The following is a 14508-nucleotide window of genomic DNA, read 5'->3' on the forward strand; positions in this document are numbered from 1 at the left end:
CCTTCTCATACGCTTTTCAGCCTGCTTAGTGTTTGGCATGCATAACCTCCTCTTAAATAATTAAATAATAATTATACCAAACTTTCTAAAGGAGGTTTTAAGATGAAGCACTTAGTCGTTGCTGGTTTAGCAGGTCTTGCTTTATTTGCGGTTTCTTGCCAGCAAAGGCCTAAGGAAGAGGCTAAACAGCCTTCCACACCAACACAGGAACAACAGGCTAAACAAGAAGAGAAACCACAAGCTGTTGCTCAAGCACCTACCGCTGTTAATGCAGAGGCTTTGGCTAAGTCAAAGGGCTGTTTTGCTTGTCATGATATAAACGCAAAGAAGGTAGGACCTGCTTTTAAAGATGTGGCAAAGAGAGAAGCGGGAAAGGTGGATTATTTAGCTCAAAGGATAAAAAACGGTGGAGTGGGAGAGTGGGGGAACGTGCCTATGCCTCCACAGAACGTGACAGAAGAAGAGGCAAAGCTACTGGCTCAGTGGATACTCTCACTTAAATAAAGAAGATGGGGGCTTTGCCCCCGCTCTTTTAGCAAGCCTGTCCAGGTGCTCCAGAACAATCTGGGCAGAGTGTTACACCTCTAGCTCCAAAAATTATCTTTAACCCTTCCTCTTCAAACCAAGGTGCAATGTTTCCACTCTTTACCTTCCACATAAAGTATCTTTCAAAGGCAGACTTTACAAGGTGTGCCCACCTGCCCTTTGCAAACTTTACATCAGCCCTTGGTGGAAGGACTGGTTTTGCGTAGAAGAAACCTGCGTCCGCACCCATGTCCGCTATGCATATGGCAGAAAGTTCTGGTGCATACCTATCCGTGGAGTTTCTTATATCGTTTATTATGTTCTTTGCCACAGCCATTGCCATCTGTTCTATCATCATACCCGTTTTTGGTGCACCTGTAGGTATGGGTGTTTGTTCCACAGGAGGAATGGCAGTTACTACGCCCACACCGTAGATGTTTTTGTAGGTTGGGTTTTGGAAGCATTTATTGACTATGACCATTTTGTTTGCAGGGTTTGCCACCTTGTCCCCTGCGGAGGCTACCACTTCTGGACCCATAAACCTTGGCATTAGCATGGACAGCTTGCAAGGCTCTTCGTAAACCTTTCCGTCAAGGTCTTCATATATGACCTTATCTGGCTCTACTTTGGTTACCTTTACGTTGGTTATGTATCTTATGCTTCTCTCCGCAAATAGGTCTTCCATTATTCTTCTGGAGGGACCTACACCACCCAACCCAAGGTGTCCCAGATAGGGCTCAGAAGTTATGTAAGTTATGGGCACTTTGTGTCTTAGGTTTCTCTTCTTTAGCTCATAGTGTAGCATCAGCGCAAACTCGTAAGCGGGACCAAAACAGCTAACACCAGGTATGGCACCAACTACCACAGGACCTGGATTTTTGTAAAATTCTTCCAGTTTCTTCTGAAGTTCCAAGGCGTGCTCTGCGGTGCATACGGAAGTGGAGTATTGTTCCTGTCCTTCTGCTCCAAACACAAGCTTAGGACCTGTGGCAATAACCAAGTAATCGTATCCTATCTCCTTTCCAGAAGTGGTCCAAAGCTTGTTGTTGTCTGGGTCTATTCTCTCTCCGTTTTCTGGCACATAATCAATACCGTGTTTGGAAAGCAGGCTTCCAAGAGGGATAGTTATGTCCTCAAACCTTCTCCAACCTAAGGCCAAGTGTGGATAGGATGGAGTAAAACCAAAGTAGGGCCTACCGGATACAACGGTGATTTTTAGGTTGCTGTCCATTCTCCTTAAGTTATAAGCTGTGGCAATACCGCCTATTCCGCCACCAAGTATGACCACGTGCTTACTCACGATCTTACCTCCTTAATAAGTTTATAAAAACATTATAAGAGAAAATTCTAAAAAACCCCCGCTATCTGGAAACCGCAATTTTCACACTTACCCTCTTTCAGATGAAACTTTACCTTTTCCCCTAAATAGCCACTTCTTTCTATAACTACATATCCACAGGAAGGACAGTATGTGGATGTTAAATCGGGATCTTGATAGTTTCCTACATAGACATAGTTCAAGCCTTCTTCTTTTCCTATCTGATAAGCCTTTTTGAGAGTTTCAACGGGCGTGGGCCTAACACCCATCATAAGGTATGCAGGAAAGAACCTTGAGATGTGCCAGGGAATGTCTGGAGAAATATCTCTGATGAATCTTGCTATGCTTCTTATCTCACTCTCCGAATCGTTATAACCTGGGATAAGAAGGGTTGTTATCTCTATCCATATACCGAGCTTGTATGCTTTTTCTATGGTTTTAAGCACTGGCTTTAGCCTTGCATCGCATATGTTTTTATAAAACTCATCCGAGAAGGCTTTGAGATCTATGTTCATGGCTGAGAGGAAGGGCACAGAGGCTTCTAAAACCTCTTCGGTTTCATAACCGCTGGTGACAAAGATATTCTTTATACCTTTTTCGTAAGCCAGCTTCATTGTATCGTAAGCAAACTCAAAGAAAATGACCGGTTCATTGTAGGTGTATGATATGGAGGGTATTTGAAACTTGTTGGCAATCTGAATTAGGTCTTCCGGCGAATAGCTATCACCAAAAACTCTGTAATTGTTCAACTTCGGATACTGGGATATTTCCCAATTTTGGCAAAACTTACATGAGAAGTTGCAGCCTACAGTGCCAATAGACAAGGTTTTTGTGCCGGGTAAAAAGTGATAGAGGGGCTTTTTCTCTACAGGATCTAGGTGAATGGCAGATACTAAGCCATAGACAGTTAGGTATAACTTTCCCCCTTCATTTACGCGCACCCCACATTTTCCATACTCTCCATCATCCAGTATGCATCTTTGTTTGCAGGCTTTACATAGAACTTTGCCGTTTTTCTTGTCAGACATCCAGGCTAAAGCCTTCATAGGTTTTAAATTTATCTTTGTGAGGATAAGAAAACCGGCAGTTGCAGGAAGTTTTTATCCAAAGGATCCAGCAAAGCTGAGAGAAGTGGTAAATAGACTGCTTGGAAATCCTACATCAAAAGTGCCACTGGGAGTAATTTCTCCCCATGCTGGTTATGCCTACAGTGGAAAGGTAGCAGGTAGGATCTATGGGCTTTTTAAAGGTTTTAAAGGTCTGAGTTTTCTGCTTATAGGTCCATCCCACTTTGTGGATTTTGTAGGTATATCCTTTGGAGACTACGAGTTTTTTGAAACCCCCTTAGGGTTGGTAAGAGTTGATAGGGATAGGATAGAGGAATTCCTTAAGAAATTTAACTTTACTCACGCCTTAGATAACCTACCACACCTAATGGAGCATTCCATAGAAGTTCAGTTACCTTTCTTGCAGGTGGCTGTGGAAGAATTTTCCATAATACCAGTCCTTTACGGAAGAGCCGAGCCTGACATTTTGCTAAAAGTTTTAGAATTCTTCTGTGAGGATGAAACACGGTTTATTGTGAGCTCAGACCTAAGTCACTACTATCCAGACGAAATAGCAAGGCGGATAGATACCTACTGTCATGAAGGCATTACAAAGTTAGATCAACAGATTTTTAAAGAGTGCCAAGCCTGTGGAAAGGTTGGGATTTTGAGTGCCATGATGTGGAGTAAAAGAAGAAATCTCAAACCTGAGCTTGTGGCTTATGCTACATCCGCAGAAGCCTATGGGGATAAGGATGCTGTGGTAGGATACGGTGGCTATGCTTTCTTTTCCTGAAGTAATACCACACAGAAACAAGCTATACCTTCTGCCTGGCAGAATCCTTCCCGTGTCTTTCCCTTTATGGATATTCGCGTCCGATCTATTCCCAAAAGTAAAGAAAGGTTTTGTATTATTTTGCCTTTTATAGGTGCAATTTTGGGCTCGTCTCCGATTAGAGTGCAGTCTAAGTTTATTATTTCGTACCCTTTCTTTGAAACTCTTTCAAGGGCTGACTTTAAAAACAAAGAAGAGGGAGCGGATTTCCACTGTGGATCCTTGTCTGGAAAAAGCTGTCCTATGTCCTCTTCTCCTACCGCAGAAAGAAGGGCGTCAGTCAGAGCGTGAAGTAGCACATCCCCATCAGAGTGAGCCTTAAGGCCCTTTGGAAAATCAATCAACACCCCTCCCAAAACCAAAGGTTTTCCTTCTTCAAAACTGTGCGAATCAAAGCCAAAACCTATTCTAAACATCAGAGTATCTCCTTAAGAACATCTACCGCAAAATCTACGTGTTCCTTTTGTATTATCAAAGGTGGAACAAACCTTATAACCCTCTCTGAGGTGCAATTTATGAGCAGTCCTTTTTCCAAAGCTTTTAAAACCACTTCTTGGCAGTTTTCCTCCCTTTCAAGCCCCAGCATCAAACCCCTTCCCCTCACTTTTCCAAAAGATCTCAACCTCTCTTTGAAATAAAATCCCACCTCCTCCACATGGTCCAAAAGCTTTGAAACCTTCTCTACCACAACTTTGGCACACGCACAGGCTAAGGCATTTCCTCCAAAGGTGGAGCCGTGACTCCCGGGTTTAAAGGCCTTTGCTACCTCCTCCTTTGCCAACACGCAACCTATGGGAAAACCGCCCCCAAGCCCCTTTGCCAAGGTTATTATGTCTGGTTTTATTCCAAAGTGCTGATAGCCATAGAATTTTCCCGTCCTTCCCAAACCTGTTTGCACTTCATCTATGATCAGGAGTAACCCGTCCCTCCTGCAAAGCTCCTGCACTTTTATCAAAAATTCACCATCCGCCTCCTTTATACCACCCTCCCCTTGGATCACCTCAAGCATTATGCCCGCAGTTTCCCTTTTGAGAGCCCTTTCAACGGACTTTATATCGTTTAGCTCAGCGTAGTCAAAGCCCTCAAGCAACGGCTCAAAACCCTTCTGAATTTTCTCCTGAGCGGTGGCGGACATAGCCCCAAAGGTCCTTCCGTGAAAGGAGTTTTTAAAGGTTATAATCCTGTATCTTTTCTCACCTTTTTCCCAAAAGTATCTTCTTGCCAACTTTATGGCACCCTCGTTGGCTTCCGCACCGCTGTTGCAGAAAAAGACCTTTGCAGGCTCCCGAAACTGTTCCACTAAAAGCTTTGCTACCTCCTCCTGCCAAGGGTTTTGGTAGAGGTTAGAAATGTGCCAGAGTCTGTTTGCTTGCTCGCACAGCGCCCTTACCAGGTCCTGGTCTGAGTGTCCCAGCACATTTACCGCCACCCCACCCACAAGGTCCAAGTATCTCTTACCCTCCTCATCGTAGAGGAAAACACCATCTCCGCGCACAAAGGAAACAGGAAGCCTTTTGTAGGTATCCATCAAAAAACTCATGAGAGATACTCCTTCAGTCTTTCTATGGCAAGCCTTAGCTCCCCTTCCCTTCTGGTGTATGCAAGCCTAATAAACTTGTGCGTGTTGTTTCTTCCAAAATCCACGCCAGGGGTAAGGGCCACTTTTGCTTCCTTGAGCAACTTAAGCGCAAACTGATATGAGTCTTGGGTGTATTTGGAAACATCCGCCCAAAGGTAAAAGGCACCCTCTGGTTTTGCGTCTATCCTGAATATGTCCCTTACTCCTTCGTAAAGTAGATCCCTTCTTATTTTGAAAGTCTGTCTGATCTGTGATAAATACTCATAATCAAAAGCCCCGAGGGCAGCATACTGACTAAGCGTTGGAGCACTTATGAATACATTTTGAATAACAATCTCAGCGAACCTTACAAGCTCCTCTGGAAGCACCATCCAACCAAGCCTAAATCCCGGCATGCAAAAGAACTTAGAAAACCCATTTATTACAATAGCTTTGTCCCAAAATTCAAGAACAGTTTTCTCCTTTTTTTCATAGACCAGCCCGTGGTAAATTTCGTCCGAAATAAGGTATATTCCTTTATCTTTACAGTATTCGCAAAGTTCTTTTAAGTTTTTCTCATCGTACACAGTACCGGTAGGGTTAGAAGGAGAGGAAATATGCACTGCTTTTACGTCCAAGCCTTTCAAATGTTCCGGTGTTATCTGATAATTGGTGCTTGCATCCACGTTTATAAATGCTGGCTCAATGCTTAATAAATTGGCAAAGTTTTTGTAGCAAGGATAGGATGGGTCCGCAAGGGCTATTCTGTCGTATGGCTTAAGAAGTATGGAATAAACGACCAGAAAGGCTCCAGAGGTGCCGGTGGTGATAACTATCCTGTTGGGTGGGATTTCCACACGGTAGTAATCCCAATAATGCTTGGCTATTCTTTCTCTGAGTTCCCAAAGGCCCAAGGCAGGTGTGTAGTTAAAAAAATTGTTCTTTATTGCAAAGTTCAGCCTGTCTATTGCCTCCGGCGGAGGCTTTAGGTCCGGTTCTCCTATCTCCAAATGGATCACGTCGGGAATGTTTTGGGCTTCCCTAAGAAGGTCCATTACTATGAAGGGGCTTATGTCTCTGCCGAACACAATAAATTATTTTAAATTCGATGGAGGATGTCAACTTTTAGAGGAAATCCAAATCGTTTCTTACGTGCCTATAGGGGATTGAGATATGATAGAATTTTTTCATGCAAATTAGAATGGCGGAGTCTCCCACAGAAGGTCATCCGGACAAAGTAGCAGACCTAATTGCGGATGCCCTTTTGGATGAGTTTATAAAAAAAGACCCTTACAGTAGAGTTTCCTTAGAGGTTATGGTAATTTCAGGCATGACCTTTGTGGCGGGCCATGTATCAACGGAAGGTTATGTAGATATTCCGGGAGTGGTAAGGTCTATCATAAAAGAGGTTGGATATAACAGGCCTGAGCTTGGTTTTGATGCGGATGCTTCGGCAGTGATAATTTCCATAGAAGAGCAGAGCCCAGACATAGTCTTAGGCCTATCTCAGGAAGGGGCAGGAGATACCGCTACGGTAGTTGGTTATGCTTGCAATGAAACAGAAAACTACATGCCTCTTCCTATAACCGTTGCCCATGCACTATCCAAAAAAATAGCAGAACTAAGAAAGTTAGGAAAAGCTCCGTTTATAAGACCAGACGGAAAGGCTTTGGTAACGGTAGCATACGAAGGCAATTTTCCTATCTTCGTAAAAGATATCATTCTTTTTGTTCAGCACGATCCAGACGTGTCCCTTGAAAAGCTGAGAGATTTCCTTGTAGAAGAAGTGGTAAAAAAAGTAGTGCCAAGTAGATGCATTAGCAAAGAAACAAGGATATTGGTAAATCCTTCCGGAAGGTTTGTGCTTGGTGGTCCAGTTGCAGACGTGGGGCAAACAGGTAGGAAAATAGTATCCGACGCATACGGAGATACCGCCTACTCTGGAGGAAGTGCCTTCTCCGGAAAGGATCCTACAAAGACTGACAGAAGTGCTTCTTATTTGGCAAGGATGATGGCAAAACACGTGGTAGCCGGTGGCTATGCAGACAGGTGTTTGGTTCAGATTGCTTATGCTTTTGGTGTTAGCGAGCCTATAGCCTTTGACATAGAAACTTATGGAACTGAAAGGATGGAAAAGGAAAGAATAAAAAAAGCCCTTCTTGAGACCTTTCCACTTAACCCAAGGAGAATGATAGAGTTTTTGGATCTGAGAAAACCCATATACAAAAAGACCGCATGTTATGGACACTTTGGCAAAGAAGAACTACCTTGGGAAAAGCTTACCAAGTTAGAGGAGTTAGCAGAAAAGTTAGGAGGAAGCATAAACTCATGAAAACTGGACTTATATACGATGACATATACTTAGAACATAACGAAAGGGGCCATCCGGAGAACAAAGACAGGCTCATAAGCATAGTGCAGGAGTTAGAAGCAAGAGGCTTATTCAAACACGTAATAAAGATAAAACCAAGAAGGGCTGTTGTAGAAGAGGTTAGCTTAAACCACGACATAGGTTACATCCAGGAAATTCACGATTTTTGTTTGGCTGGAGGTGGATACTTAGACCCAGACACATACGCATACAGCATGTCTTACGAAACTGCACTATATGCGGTTGGGGCAGTTTTGGAAGGCATAGATGGACTGCTTTCAAAGGAGGTGGAAGCAGTTTTTTGTGCCATAAGACCACCTGGGCATCACGCCGAAAGGTCAAAGGCTATGGGATTTTGCCTATTCAACAACATAGCAATCGGGGCTCACTACCTTTTAAAAAAGGGACTAAGCAGGGTCTTTATCATAGACTTTGATGCCCACCATGGAAACGGCACGCAAAGAAGTTTTTACGAAGAGGATAGAGTTTTTTACTTTTCTTCCCACGAGTATCCCTTCTATCCAGGCACAGGTTCAGCAGAAGAAAGGGGAGTAGGCAAAGGCTATGGTTATACCTACAACGTTCCTCTTAGTGCAGGAGCAGGAGACAAGGAGTTTGAAGAGATATACTCAAAGCTCGTCCCAAAGCTCATAAGAGAGTACTCACCGGAGTTCCTCTTAGTTTCCGCAGGGTATGACATACACAAAGATGATCCACTAACCTTTTTGAACGTAAGCACAGAAGGTATAGGAAAGATCGTGGAAAACATCTTAAAAACCGCAAAGGATTTAAACATTCCAATTCTCTTTGCCCTTGAGGGAGGGTACAATCTGAAAGCCTTAGCCCAATCGGTAGCACTGACCATAGAAAAAATGCTGGAGGCGTAAATGCTAAAGCGGATAAAACATTATTTTTTTCAATTCCTTTCTTTCCTCTTAGTTGCTTACGGCTTTTATCTTCTGTTTCTTTTACTCCTTGATACGTTTCTCAGAATAAATAGGCTATTAGCCTTTCCAATAGCGGGTTTTATTACTTTAACCTTGGTCATCCTAACCTTGCTTTACTACCTTAAGCACAAAAGATTTCCTTTATGAGAATATTCTAAAAAGGTTATATAAGTTTTTTAAAAAACAGTATAAGAAAAAATTAGTGAAGCTTTTTTAGTAGGCGTGTATATTATTTTCTCATGATGAGCATTGTTATCAAACTGCTGGTTGTAGGATTGTTCTTATATGGAAATTCTCTCGCCAATGAAAAGATAAATAGGGCTATATCTGAAAACAAGTTGGTTGTATTCTACTTTAAAAGCCAGTTTTGTCCTTACTGTGCGCAGGTGGAGGACTTTGTATTTTCAGATGAGGAAGTGTTTAAAAAGCTCTCCAACTTCGTGTTTGTAGAATTAGACATAAGGTCAGACGAAGGAAGCAAGTTAGCCAGAAAGTTTGGTGTGCCCGGAACTCCCACCGTTGTGATCTATGATCCAAAGCAAGACAGAGTAGTTAGTCTAATCTTTGGTAGCAGACCAAAAGAGGACTATCTGAAAACCATAACCAAAGCTTGCAAGCTTTATAACATAAAAACCTGTTAGGAGGTCGAGTCATGAACAGAAGGAAGTTTTTACTGCTAAGTGCGGTAGCGGTAGCTGGGCTAACCTTAGCACCAGCAGTCAAGCCAGCCTTTGCCTCTTCCAAGTTAGAGGAAGACGTTAAGAAAAGGATAGGGGTGGACTTCAAAACCATCAAGGAAACTGCGGACATCAAAATCACTGCCCCAACCATCGCAGAATCTGGAGCTAACGTGCCCATAACAGTAGAATCCACCATTCCTGTGGATAAGGTAGAAAGACTCTGGATCTTTGTAGATAAAAACCCCATACCGTGGATCACGGACGTAAAATTTACCCCACAAAATGGAGTAGTTTTCCTGTCCACCAGGATAAAGATGGGAGAGACTTCCAACGTTAGAGCCATTCTCCAGCTAAAGGACGGGACTTTTGTAATGGCCACCAAAGAGGTTAAGGTTACCGCCGGGGGTTGTGGTTAATAAGTAAGTTTTTTCTAAATCAAACATAAAGGAGGTGTGGTATGGCTATAGGGACTGCCATAGTTCGTGTGCCAAAGGAAGCAAAAAAAGGTGAAATCATCAGAGTCCAAATGGTTATTACCCATCCTATGACGCCACCAAGGAGAGACCCGCAAACTGGGCAAGAAGTGCCTCCCCACAACTTAACCAAGCTCGTCCTTCTTTACAACGACAAAGTAGTTAGCGAGATGAACATGGGAGCGGGAGTGAGTGCCAATCCCTTTATAGCACTACCTCTTAAGGTGGAGGAATCCGGGATAATAAAGATAGCTTACGAAGACAACAAAGGGGGCAAGTGGGAAAAAACTGCAGATATAAAAGTGGTGTAAGGGAGGTTTAAACCATGCGTAAGAAAGCTATTCTTCTGAGTGCTGTCCTCACCAGCCTTTTTGGGGCTGGCTTTTTAGGCTACAAGCACGCAAAGGCTCAAGACCAAGAGCTTTCCCCTGAAGAGGAAATAAGGCTTGTTCAGGAGTTCAACAGGATGATGGCCGAAGGAATAAACCCAGGGGAGATATGGGCTGAAATGGGTAAGGAAGCGTTCAAGAAGTATAATCTTGACAAGTGTGATTTTGGTTTGGGACCAGGAAAGATAGAGGGAGCCCTTGCCCAACTTCCACGATACTTTCCCGATGCCAAAAAGGTAATGGACCTTGAGACAAGGATTGGTTGGTGCTTGCAGCAGTATGCTGGAATGAAACCAGAGGAAGTTAAAAAGTTTGTTAAACAATGTTGGGGCAAAAGCCAGTGCATGGGAGAGTACGACGCCATAGTTATGTATATTTCCATGGCTTCTAACGGACATAAGATAAACGTAAACCTAAAAGACCCACAAGTTAAGAAGATGTATGACATCGGAAAAAGGATCTACTACGCAAGAATTGGTCCATGGGACTTTAACTGCGCTACCTGTCATGCAGGACAAAGAGAAGCAAGAATAAGAGCAACTCTTCTTTGGAGTGCGGACAGACCAGGGGAAGCTGGAAAGGCTGTCTCCATATTCCCCAAATACTTGGTAAGATGGGCTCAGCCTATGACCATGCACTACAGGTATGCAGAATGCATAAGACAGATGAGATGGCCCACCTTTGAACCTCATTCGGACTTAGCAGTAGCCCTATCTACGTTCCTCTATGCTACAGGCAACGGCACTGAAATAAAAGTTCCAGGTATAGGGAGGTGAAAGATGAAGAAAAAAGTTTTGATTGCGAGCTTGTTATTGGCAGGCTTACCACTTGTAGCTACACCCCAGCAAAAGCAAAAAGCTAAAAAAGCAGAGGAATCTGTAAAGGAAGAAGAGGTGATTGCGGTTTTAAAAAGTGGGCTTGATCAGGATCCTAAGTTTGCGTGGAAGCTCAATCAAGACGAATCCCAGAAAATATGCTCTAAGTATCCATCCAGAGAGGCAATGCCCGCAAGGGAAATTCAAAGGGTGATGGAACTTGAAACAAAAAATATAAACTATCCACAGTGGGGTATATTCTGGGGGGATTGGAAGGAAGGTAAAAATGTTGTTGAAAGCGCAAGGGGTGGAAGGTTTGCAACTTACGGTTTTCCAGACAAACCCACAGATAAGGGCGGAAACTGCTATGCATGTCATCTTATAGAAAAGGGTGTTCCCGGTGGAACGATGGGCCCTCAGCTTACCGGCTATGGCAAAAGGTATGGTATTACCAAAGAAAATATGAACACACCCGAAGGCTTGGAAAAGCTGAAAACCGTGTATAACATCATTTACAACGCTTGGTCTGTCTATCCCTGCTCTTCTATGCCAAGGTTTGGGTATCACGGGGCTCTTACCCCAGAGGATATAATGAATATAGCAACTTTCTTACTACATCCTGACTCTCCTGTAAACAAGTAAATTACCTTTGCGGGGCCACCCCCCGCTTTTTAAACTAAAAAGAGGAGGCGGAAATGGCGATTTCGAGAAGGGAACTGCTTAAAAGCTCTGCTTTTTTGGGTTTAGTCGCTCTTGGTGGAGTGTCTTTTGCAAAAAGGAGAAAGCCCTCTTTTGAGGAACTCTTAGACTTTAAAAGTTACGGAAACCTTACGTTGATCTTTACTTCGGATATTCATGGACACTTAAAGCCAGTATATTTCCCAGAGCCTATGAATTTGTTAGCTCCCAACGAGCTAAGGGGAACGCCCGGTTTTCTAACTGGAACGGAATTTATGAAGTATTACAACATAAAGCCCGGCAGTGTGGAAGCCTACACTATGACTTGTAGTAGCTTTATAAGGCTTGCAAGAGAATACGGAAAGACGGGTGGTGCCCCACAAATAGCTACTGTGATAAAGACCATCGTGCAACAGAGGGGAAGGGACAAATGTCTCATTCTTGACGGTGGAGATACTTGGGTCACGTCTGGTATATCCCTAAAAACCGATGGTATGGCAATAGTGGATTGGCTAAACTACATAGGCTATGACTATATAGTAGCACATTGGGATGTTACCGTTGGAAAGGAGAAGTTTTTAGAAATCATCAACAAACACCTGAAGGCTAAGTTCATATCCTACAACATAACTGACGACACCTTCGGAGACCTTATATTCCCGCCATACGATGTAAAGGAGGTAAACGGTGTTAAGGTTGGAATAATAGGTAGCTCTTTCCCATTCACTCCCTTAGCTAATCCAAGGATTTACACAGAAGGCTGGAGGTTTGGAGTAAGACCAGAAGAGCTTCAAAATTACGTAAATGAGCTGAGGGAAAAGCACAAAGTAGATTTGGTCATCCTACTGTCCCACGATGGACTACCCTTAGACATAGCGCTTATGAAAATAGTAAAAGGAATAGACATAGTTATTTCTGGACATACCCACGATGTTACACCTGAACCTGTGAAGGTTGGAAACACGCTTATAGTATCTCCGGGCAGCCACGGAAAGTTTGTGGGAAGAATGGACTTGGAAGTCAGTAAAGGTAAGCTTGTAGGATACAGGTTTAAGCTAATACCTGTCCTGTCAGAGGTAATACCCGAGGACAAAGGAGCTAAGGAGCTTGTGCAAAAGTGGTATAAGCCTTACGAAAAGGAATTCAACACAGTAATAGGCACAACGCGCACGTTCCTTTACAAGAGAGATACACTTTATAGCACTTGGGACAGGTTGATAGGAGAAGCTTTGGCAGATTATTTCCACGGAGTGGATGCGGTAATGTCCTTGGACGTGGCAACTTCTCCGGGATACAGATGGGGTCCTGCAGTTCTGCCCAACAGTCCCATAAGGGTGGAAGACGTTTATAACGTGCTTGGTATAACTTACCCTGAGGTTTTCCTCCTAAGGAGAAAGGGAAGGGACCTTTTGGTGCTTTGGGAGGACGTGGCGGATAACGTATTCAACCCAAACCCACTCTATCAACAAGGTGGAGACATGTCAAGAATTTACGGAGTGGAGTACGAACTAAAAATAAATGCCAAACAAGGGGAAAGAATAAGAAACGTGAGAATAAAGAGCAAACCTCTCGAAGCGGACAAAGAATACCTTGTGGCAGTTTATGGCGGACCACCCCCACCAGGAGTGGAACCGGAAAAGGTAAATATCAGAGACATTGTGATAAACTACATAAAGAAGAAAAAAGAAATAGTAGTTGAGAGGAGACCAAACGTGAAGGTTTTAGACCATCCATACAACACAGATTGTTTCTGGAGGTAAAAATGGTAAAGGCGCTTTTAATTACTCTCTTGCTCTTCTTTTCTTCTTTTGCCAAAGACCCTATGAAAGCGATGTATCTTACCTATCTCCTAAAGGAAAAGAACTTTAAGGAAGCAGTGGATAAGCTAAAAAAAGGAATGGAAGAAGGACAGGTAAAAGTTATAAGAGTTTTAACCATCTCCGATGCTATAAGGGCGAGAGGTTCTACCGAATTTCCAAACTACTATGTTATCTTTGCTTGTGAAACGCCTAAAATGAGGGATATTCTCATAAAGGCACCCGCTTTGAGCAACGTCATTCCCTGTAGCATTGCAGTTCATCAATCAAAGGAGAATGGTAAAATATACGCTACGATAATAAACGAGAATATGTTTCTTTCTAAGTATGGACACAAGCTTACCAAACAGGAAAGGATGGAGATAAAAAGGACTTACGAAAATATTAGGTATGTCCTGACTCAGATGAGCGGTGTAAGGTTAAAGCCTGTTAGGATACCGCCTCCAAAGGAGGATCTTGTCTATGAGGAAGGGGTAAAATCCTTAAGTTATGAAGACTTTAAGATGCTGTTTAAAACCTCTTTGGATGGTGTAAACATGAACGTGCTGGATGTGTTGGAGGTTAGCAAAGAATCCCCCAAATTTTCCATATTTTTGGCTTGCAATCTATCTTATGGGGAGGCCATACTCAATGATATTCCTCAGTTCGGCACACTGGCACCTTGTCGGATCTATGTTTACGAAAAACCGGAAGGTTCTTTGGCGGTGGGATACATAAACATACCTTTTCTCCTGAAATCCTATAGCAAATACCTAAAAGAGGACAAGGCTGAGATATTCCGCAAGGCGGACAAGGATATAAAGTCTGCCATAAAGGAAGCAAAGGGTGAATAGAGGGCTTTTGCTCTTATTTCTTTCCTTCTTCTTCTCCTTTTCCGCCCCAAAGCATGTGAAGGATACTTTGAAAGAAATAGCACCAAATGTCTACGGAGTTTTTGGAGTTTATGAGCAGGTGAGCGTTAAAAACAGGGGGTTTATATCAAACGCCTAATTTGTGATAACTGAGGTTTATCACTGGTGCAAGGCCCACACAGATGGGGATATGGTCCTTTGGCTA

The 14508-nt window shown here is 43.1% G+C and carries 16 protein-coding genes; 11 read left to right on the forward strand and 5 right to left on the reverse strand.

The window, feature by feature from the left end; genetic code table 11:
* The first annotated feature begins 279 nt into the window (after nt 1-279).
* Nucleotides 280-504 (forward strand): c-type cytochrome, encoded by a 225-nt coding sequence (locus V7P40_RS01580; protein ID WP_333784377.1) that lies wholly within the window; start codon nt 280-282, stop codon nt 502-504.
* A gap of 28 nt (nt 505-532) precedes the next feature.
* Here the strand turns inward: V7P40_RS01580 and V7P40_RS01585 are convergent, their stop codons facing one another.
* Together V7P40_RS01585 and amrS are read right to left on the reverse strand one after the other, a co-directional pair.
* Nucleotides 533-1825 (reverse strand): FAD-dependent oxidoreductase, encoded by a 1293-nt coding sequence (locus V7P40_RS01585; protein ID WP_333784217.1) that lies wholly within the window; start codon nt 1823-1825, stop codon nt 533-535.
* A 47-nt stretch (nt 1826-1872) separates the two neighbouring features.
* On the reverse strand, nt 1873-2889 hold the full coding sequence (amrS, locus tag V7P40_RS01590) for an AmmeMemoRadiSam system radical SAM enzyme (protein WP_333784218.1): 1017 nt from the start codon (nt 2887-2889) through the stop codon (nt 1873-1875).
* 19 nt (nt 2890-2908) lie between these two features.
* Between amrS and amrB the strand changes: the two genes are divergently transcribed.
* The gene (amrB, locus tag V7P40_RS01595) at nt 2909-3685 is read left to right on the forward strand and encodes an AmmeMemoRadiSam system protein B (RefSeq protein ID WP_333784219.1); all 777 of its coding nucleotides are present in this window, start codon (nt 2909-2911) and stop codon (nt 3683-3685) included.
* On the opposite strand, the gene ispF is transcribed toward amrB, so the two are convergent.
* From ispF to V7P40_RS01610, 3 genes are read right to left on the reverse strand one after another with little or no spacing between them, the layout of a single operon-like run.
* Nucleotides 3667-4140: a 2-C-methyl-D-erythritol 2,4-cyclodiphosphate synthase gene (gene ispF, locus V7P40_RS01600; RefSeq protein ID WP_333784220.1), complete on the reverse strand. Its 474-nt coding sequence runs from the start codon at nt 4138-4140 to the stop codon at nt 3667-3669. The genes amrB and ispF overlap by 19 nt on opposite strands.
* Nucleotides 4140-5264 (reverse strand): aspartate aminotransferase family protein, encoded by a 1125-nt coding sequence (locus V7P40_RS01605; RefSeq protein WP_333784221.1) that lies wholly within the window; start codon nt 5262-5264, stop codon nt 4140-4142. Before V7P40_RS01605 ends, ispF begins: the two co-directional genes overlap by 1 nt.
* Nucleotides 5261-6370, reverse strand: a complete 1110-nt coding sequence (locus V7P40_RS01610; RefSeq protein ID WP_333784222.1) for an aminotransferase class I/II-fold pyridoxal phosphate-dependent enzyme — start codon at nt 6368-6370, stop codon at nt 5261-5263. Before V7P40_RS01610 ends, V7P40_RS01605 begins: the two co-directional genes overlap by 4 nt.
* 101 nt (nt 6371-6471) lie before the next feature.
* On the opposite strand from V7P40_RS01610, the gene metK reads away from it, so the two are divergent.
* The 9 genes from metK to V7P40_RS01655 all read left to right on the forward strand — a co-directional run bounded on the left by metK (nt 6472) and on the right by V7P40_RS01655 (nt 14285).
* Nucleotides 6472-7614 carry a methionine adenosyltransferase gene (gene metK / locus V7P40_RS01615; RefSeq protein WP_333784223.1) on the forward strand — a complete coding sequence of 381 codons (1143 nt, stop codon included), beginning with the start codon at nt 6472-6474 and terminating at the stop codon, nt 7612-7614.
* Nucleotides 7611-8540: a histone deacetylase gene (locus V7P40_RS01620; RefSeq protein ID WP_333784224.1), complete on the forward strand. Its 930-nt coding sequence runs from the start codon at nt 7611-7613 to the stop codon at nt 8538-8540. Before metK ends, V7P40_RS01620 begins: the two co-directional genes overlap by 4 nt.
* A 299-nt stretch (nt 8541-8839) precedes the next feature.
* Nucleotides 8840-9241: a thioredoxin fold domain-containing protein gene (locus V7P40_RS01625; protein WP_333784225.1), complete on the forward strand. Its 402-nt coding sequence runs from the start codon at nt 8840-8842 to the stop codon at nt 9239-9241.
* An 11-nt stretch (nt 9242-9252) separates the two neighbouring features.
* Nucleotides 9253-9696 (forward strand): thiosulfate oxidation carrier protein SoxY, encoded by a 444-nt coding sequence (gene soxY / locus V7P40_RS01630; protein ID WP_333784226.1) that lies wholly within the window; start codon nt 9253-9255, stop codon nt 9694-9696.
* Between the two features lie 41 nt (nt 9697-9737).
* Nucleotides 9738-10064, forward strand: a complete 327-nt coding sequence (gene soxZ / locus V7P40_RS01635; RefSeq protein WP_333784227.1) for a thiosulfate oxidation carrier complex protein SoxZ — start codon at nt 9738-9740, stop codon at nt 10062-10064.
* 14 nt (nt 10065-10078) lie between these two features.
* Entirely contained in the window at nt 10079-10918 is an 840-nt protein-coding gene (soxA, locus tag V7P40_RS01640) for a sulfur oxidation c-type cytochrome SoxA (RefSeq protein ID WP_333784228.1), read from the forward strand.
* Between the two features lie 3 nt (nt 10919-10921).
* On the forward strand, nt 10922-11599 hold the full coding sequence (gene soxX, locus V7P40_RS01645) for a sulfur oxidation c-type cytochrome SoxX (protein WP_333784229.1): 678 nt from the start codon (nt 10922-10924) through the stop codon (nt 11597-11599).
* Nucleotides 11600-11652: 53 nt separating this feature from the next.
* Nucleotides 11653-13395, forward strand: a complete 1743-nt coding sequence (gene soxB / locus V7P40_RS01650) for a thiosulfohydrolase SoxB (RefSeq protein WP_333784230.1) — start codon at nt 11653-11655, stop codon at nt 13393-13395.
* A gap of 2 nt (nt 13396-13397) precedes the next feature.
* Nucleotides 13398-14285, forward strand: a complete 888-nt coding sequence (locus V7P40_RS01655) for a DUF302 domain-containing protein (RefSeq protein WP_333784231.1) — start codon at nt 13398-13400, stop codon at nt 14283-14285.
* The last annotated feature ends 223 nt before the right edge of the window (nt 14286-14508 follow it).

Source organism: Thermocrinis sp. (assembly GCF_036781485.1).
GTDB lineage: Bacteria > Aquificota > Aquificia > Aquificales > Aquificaceae > Thermocrinis.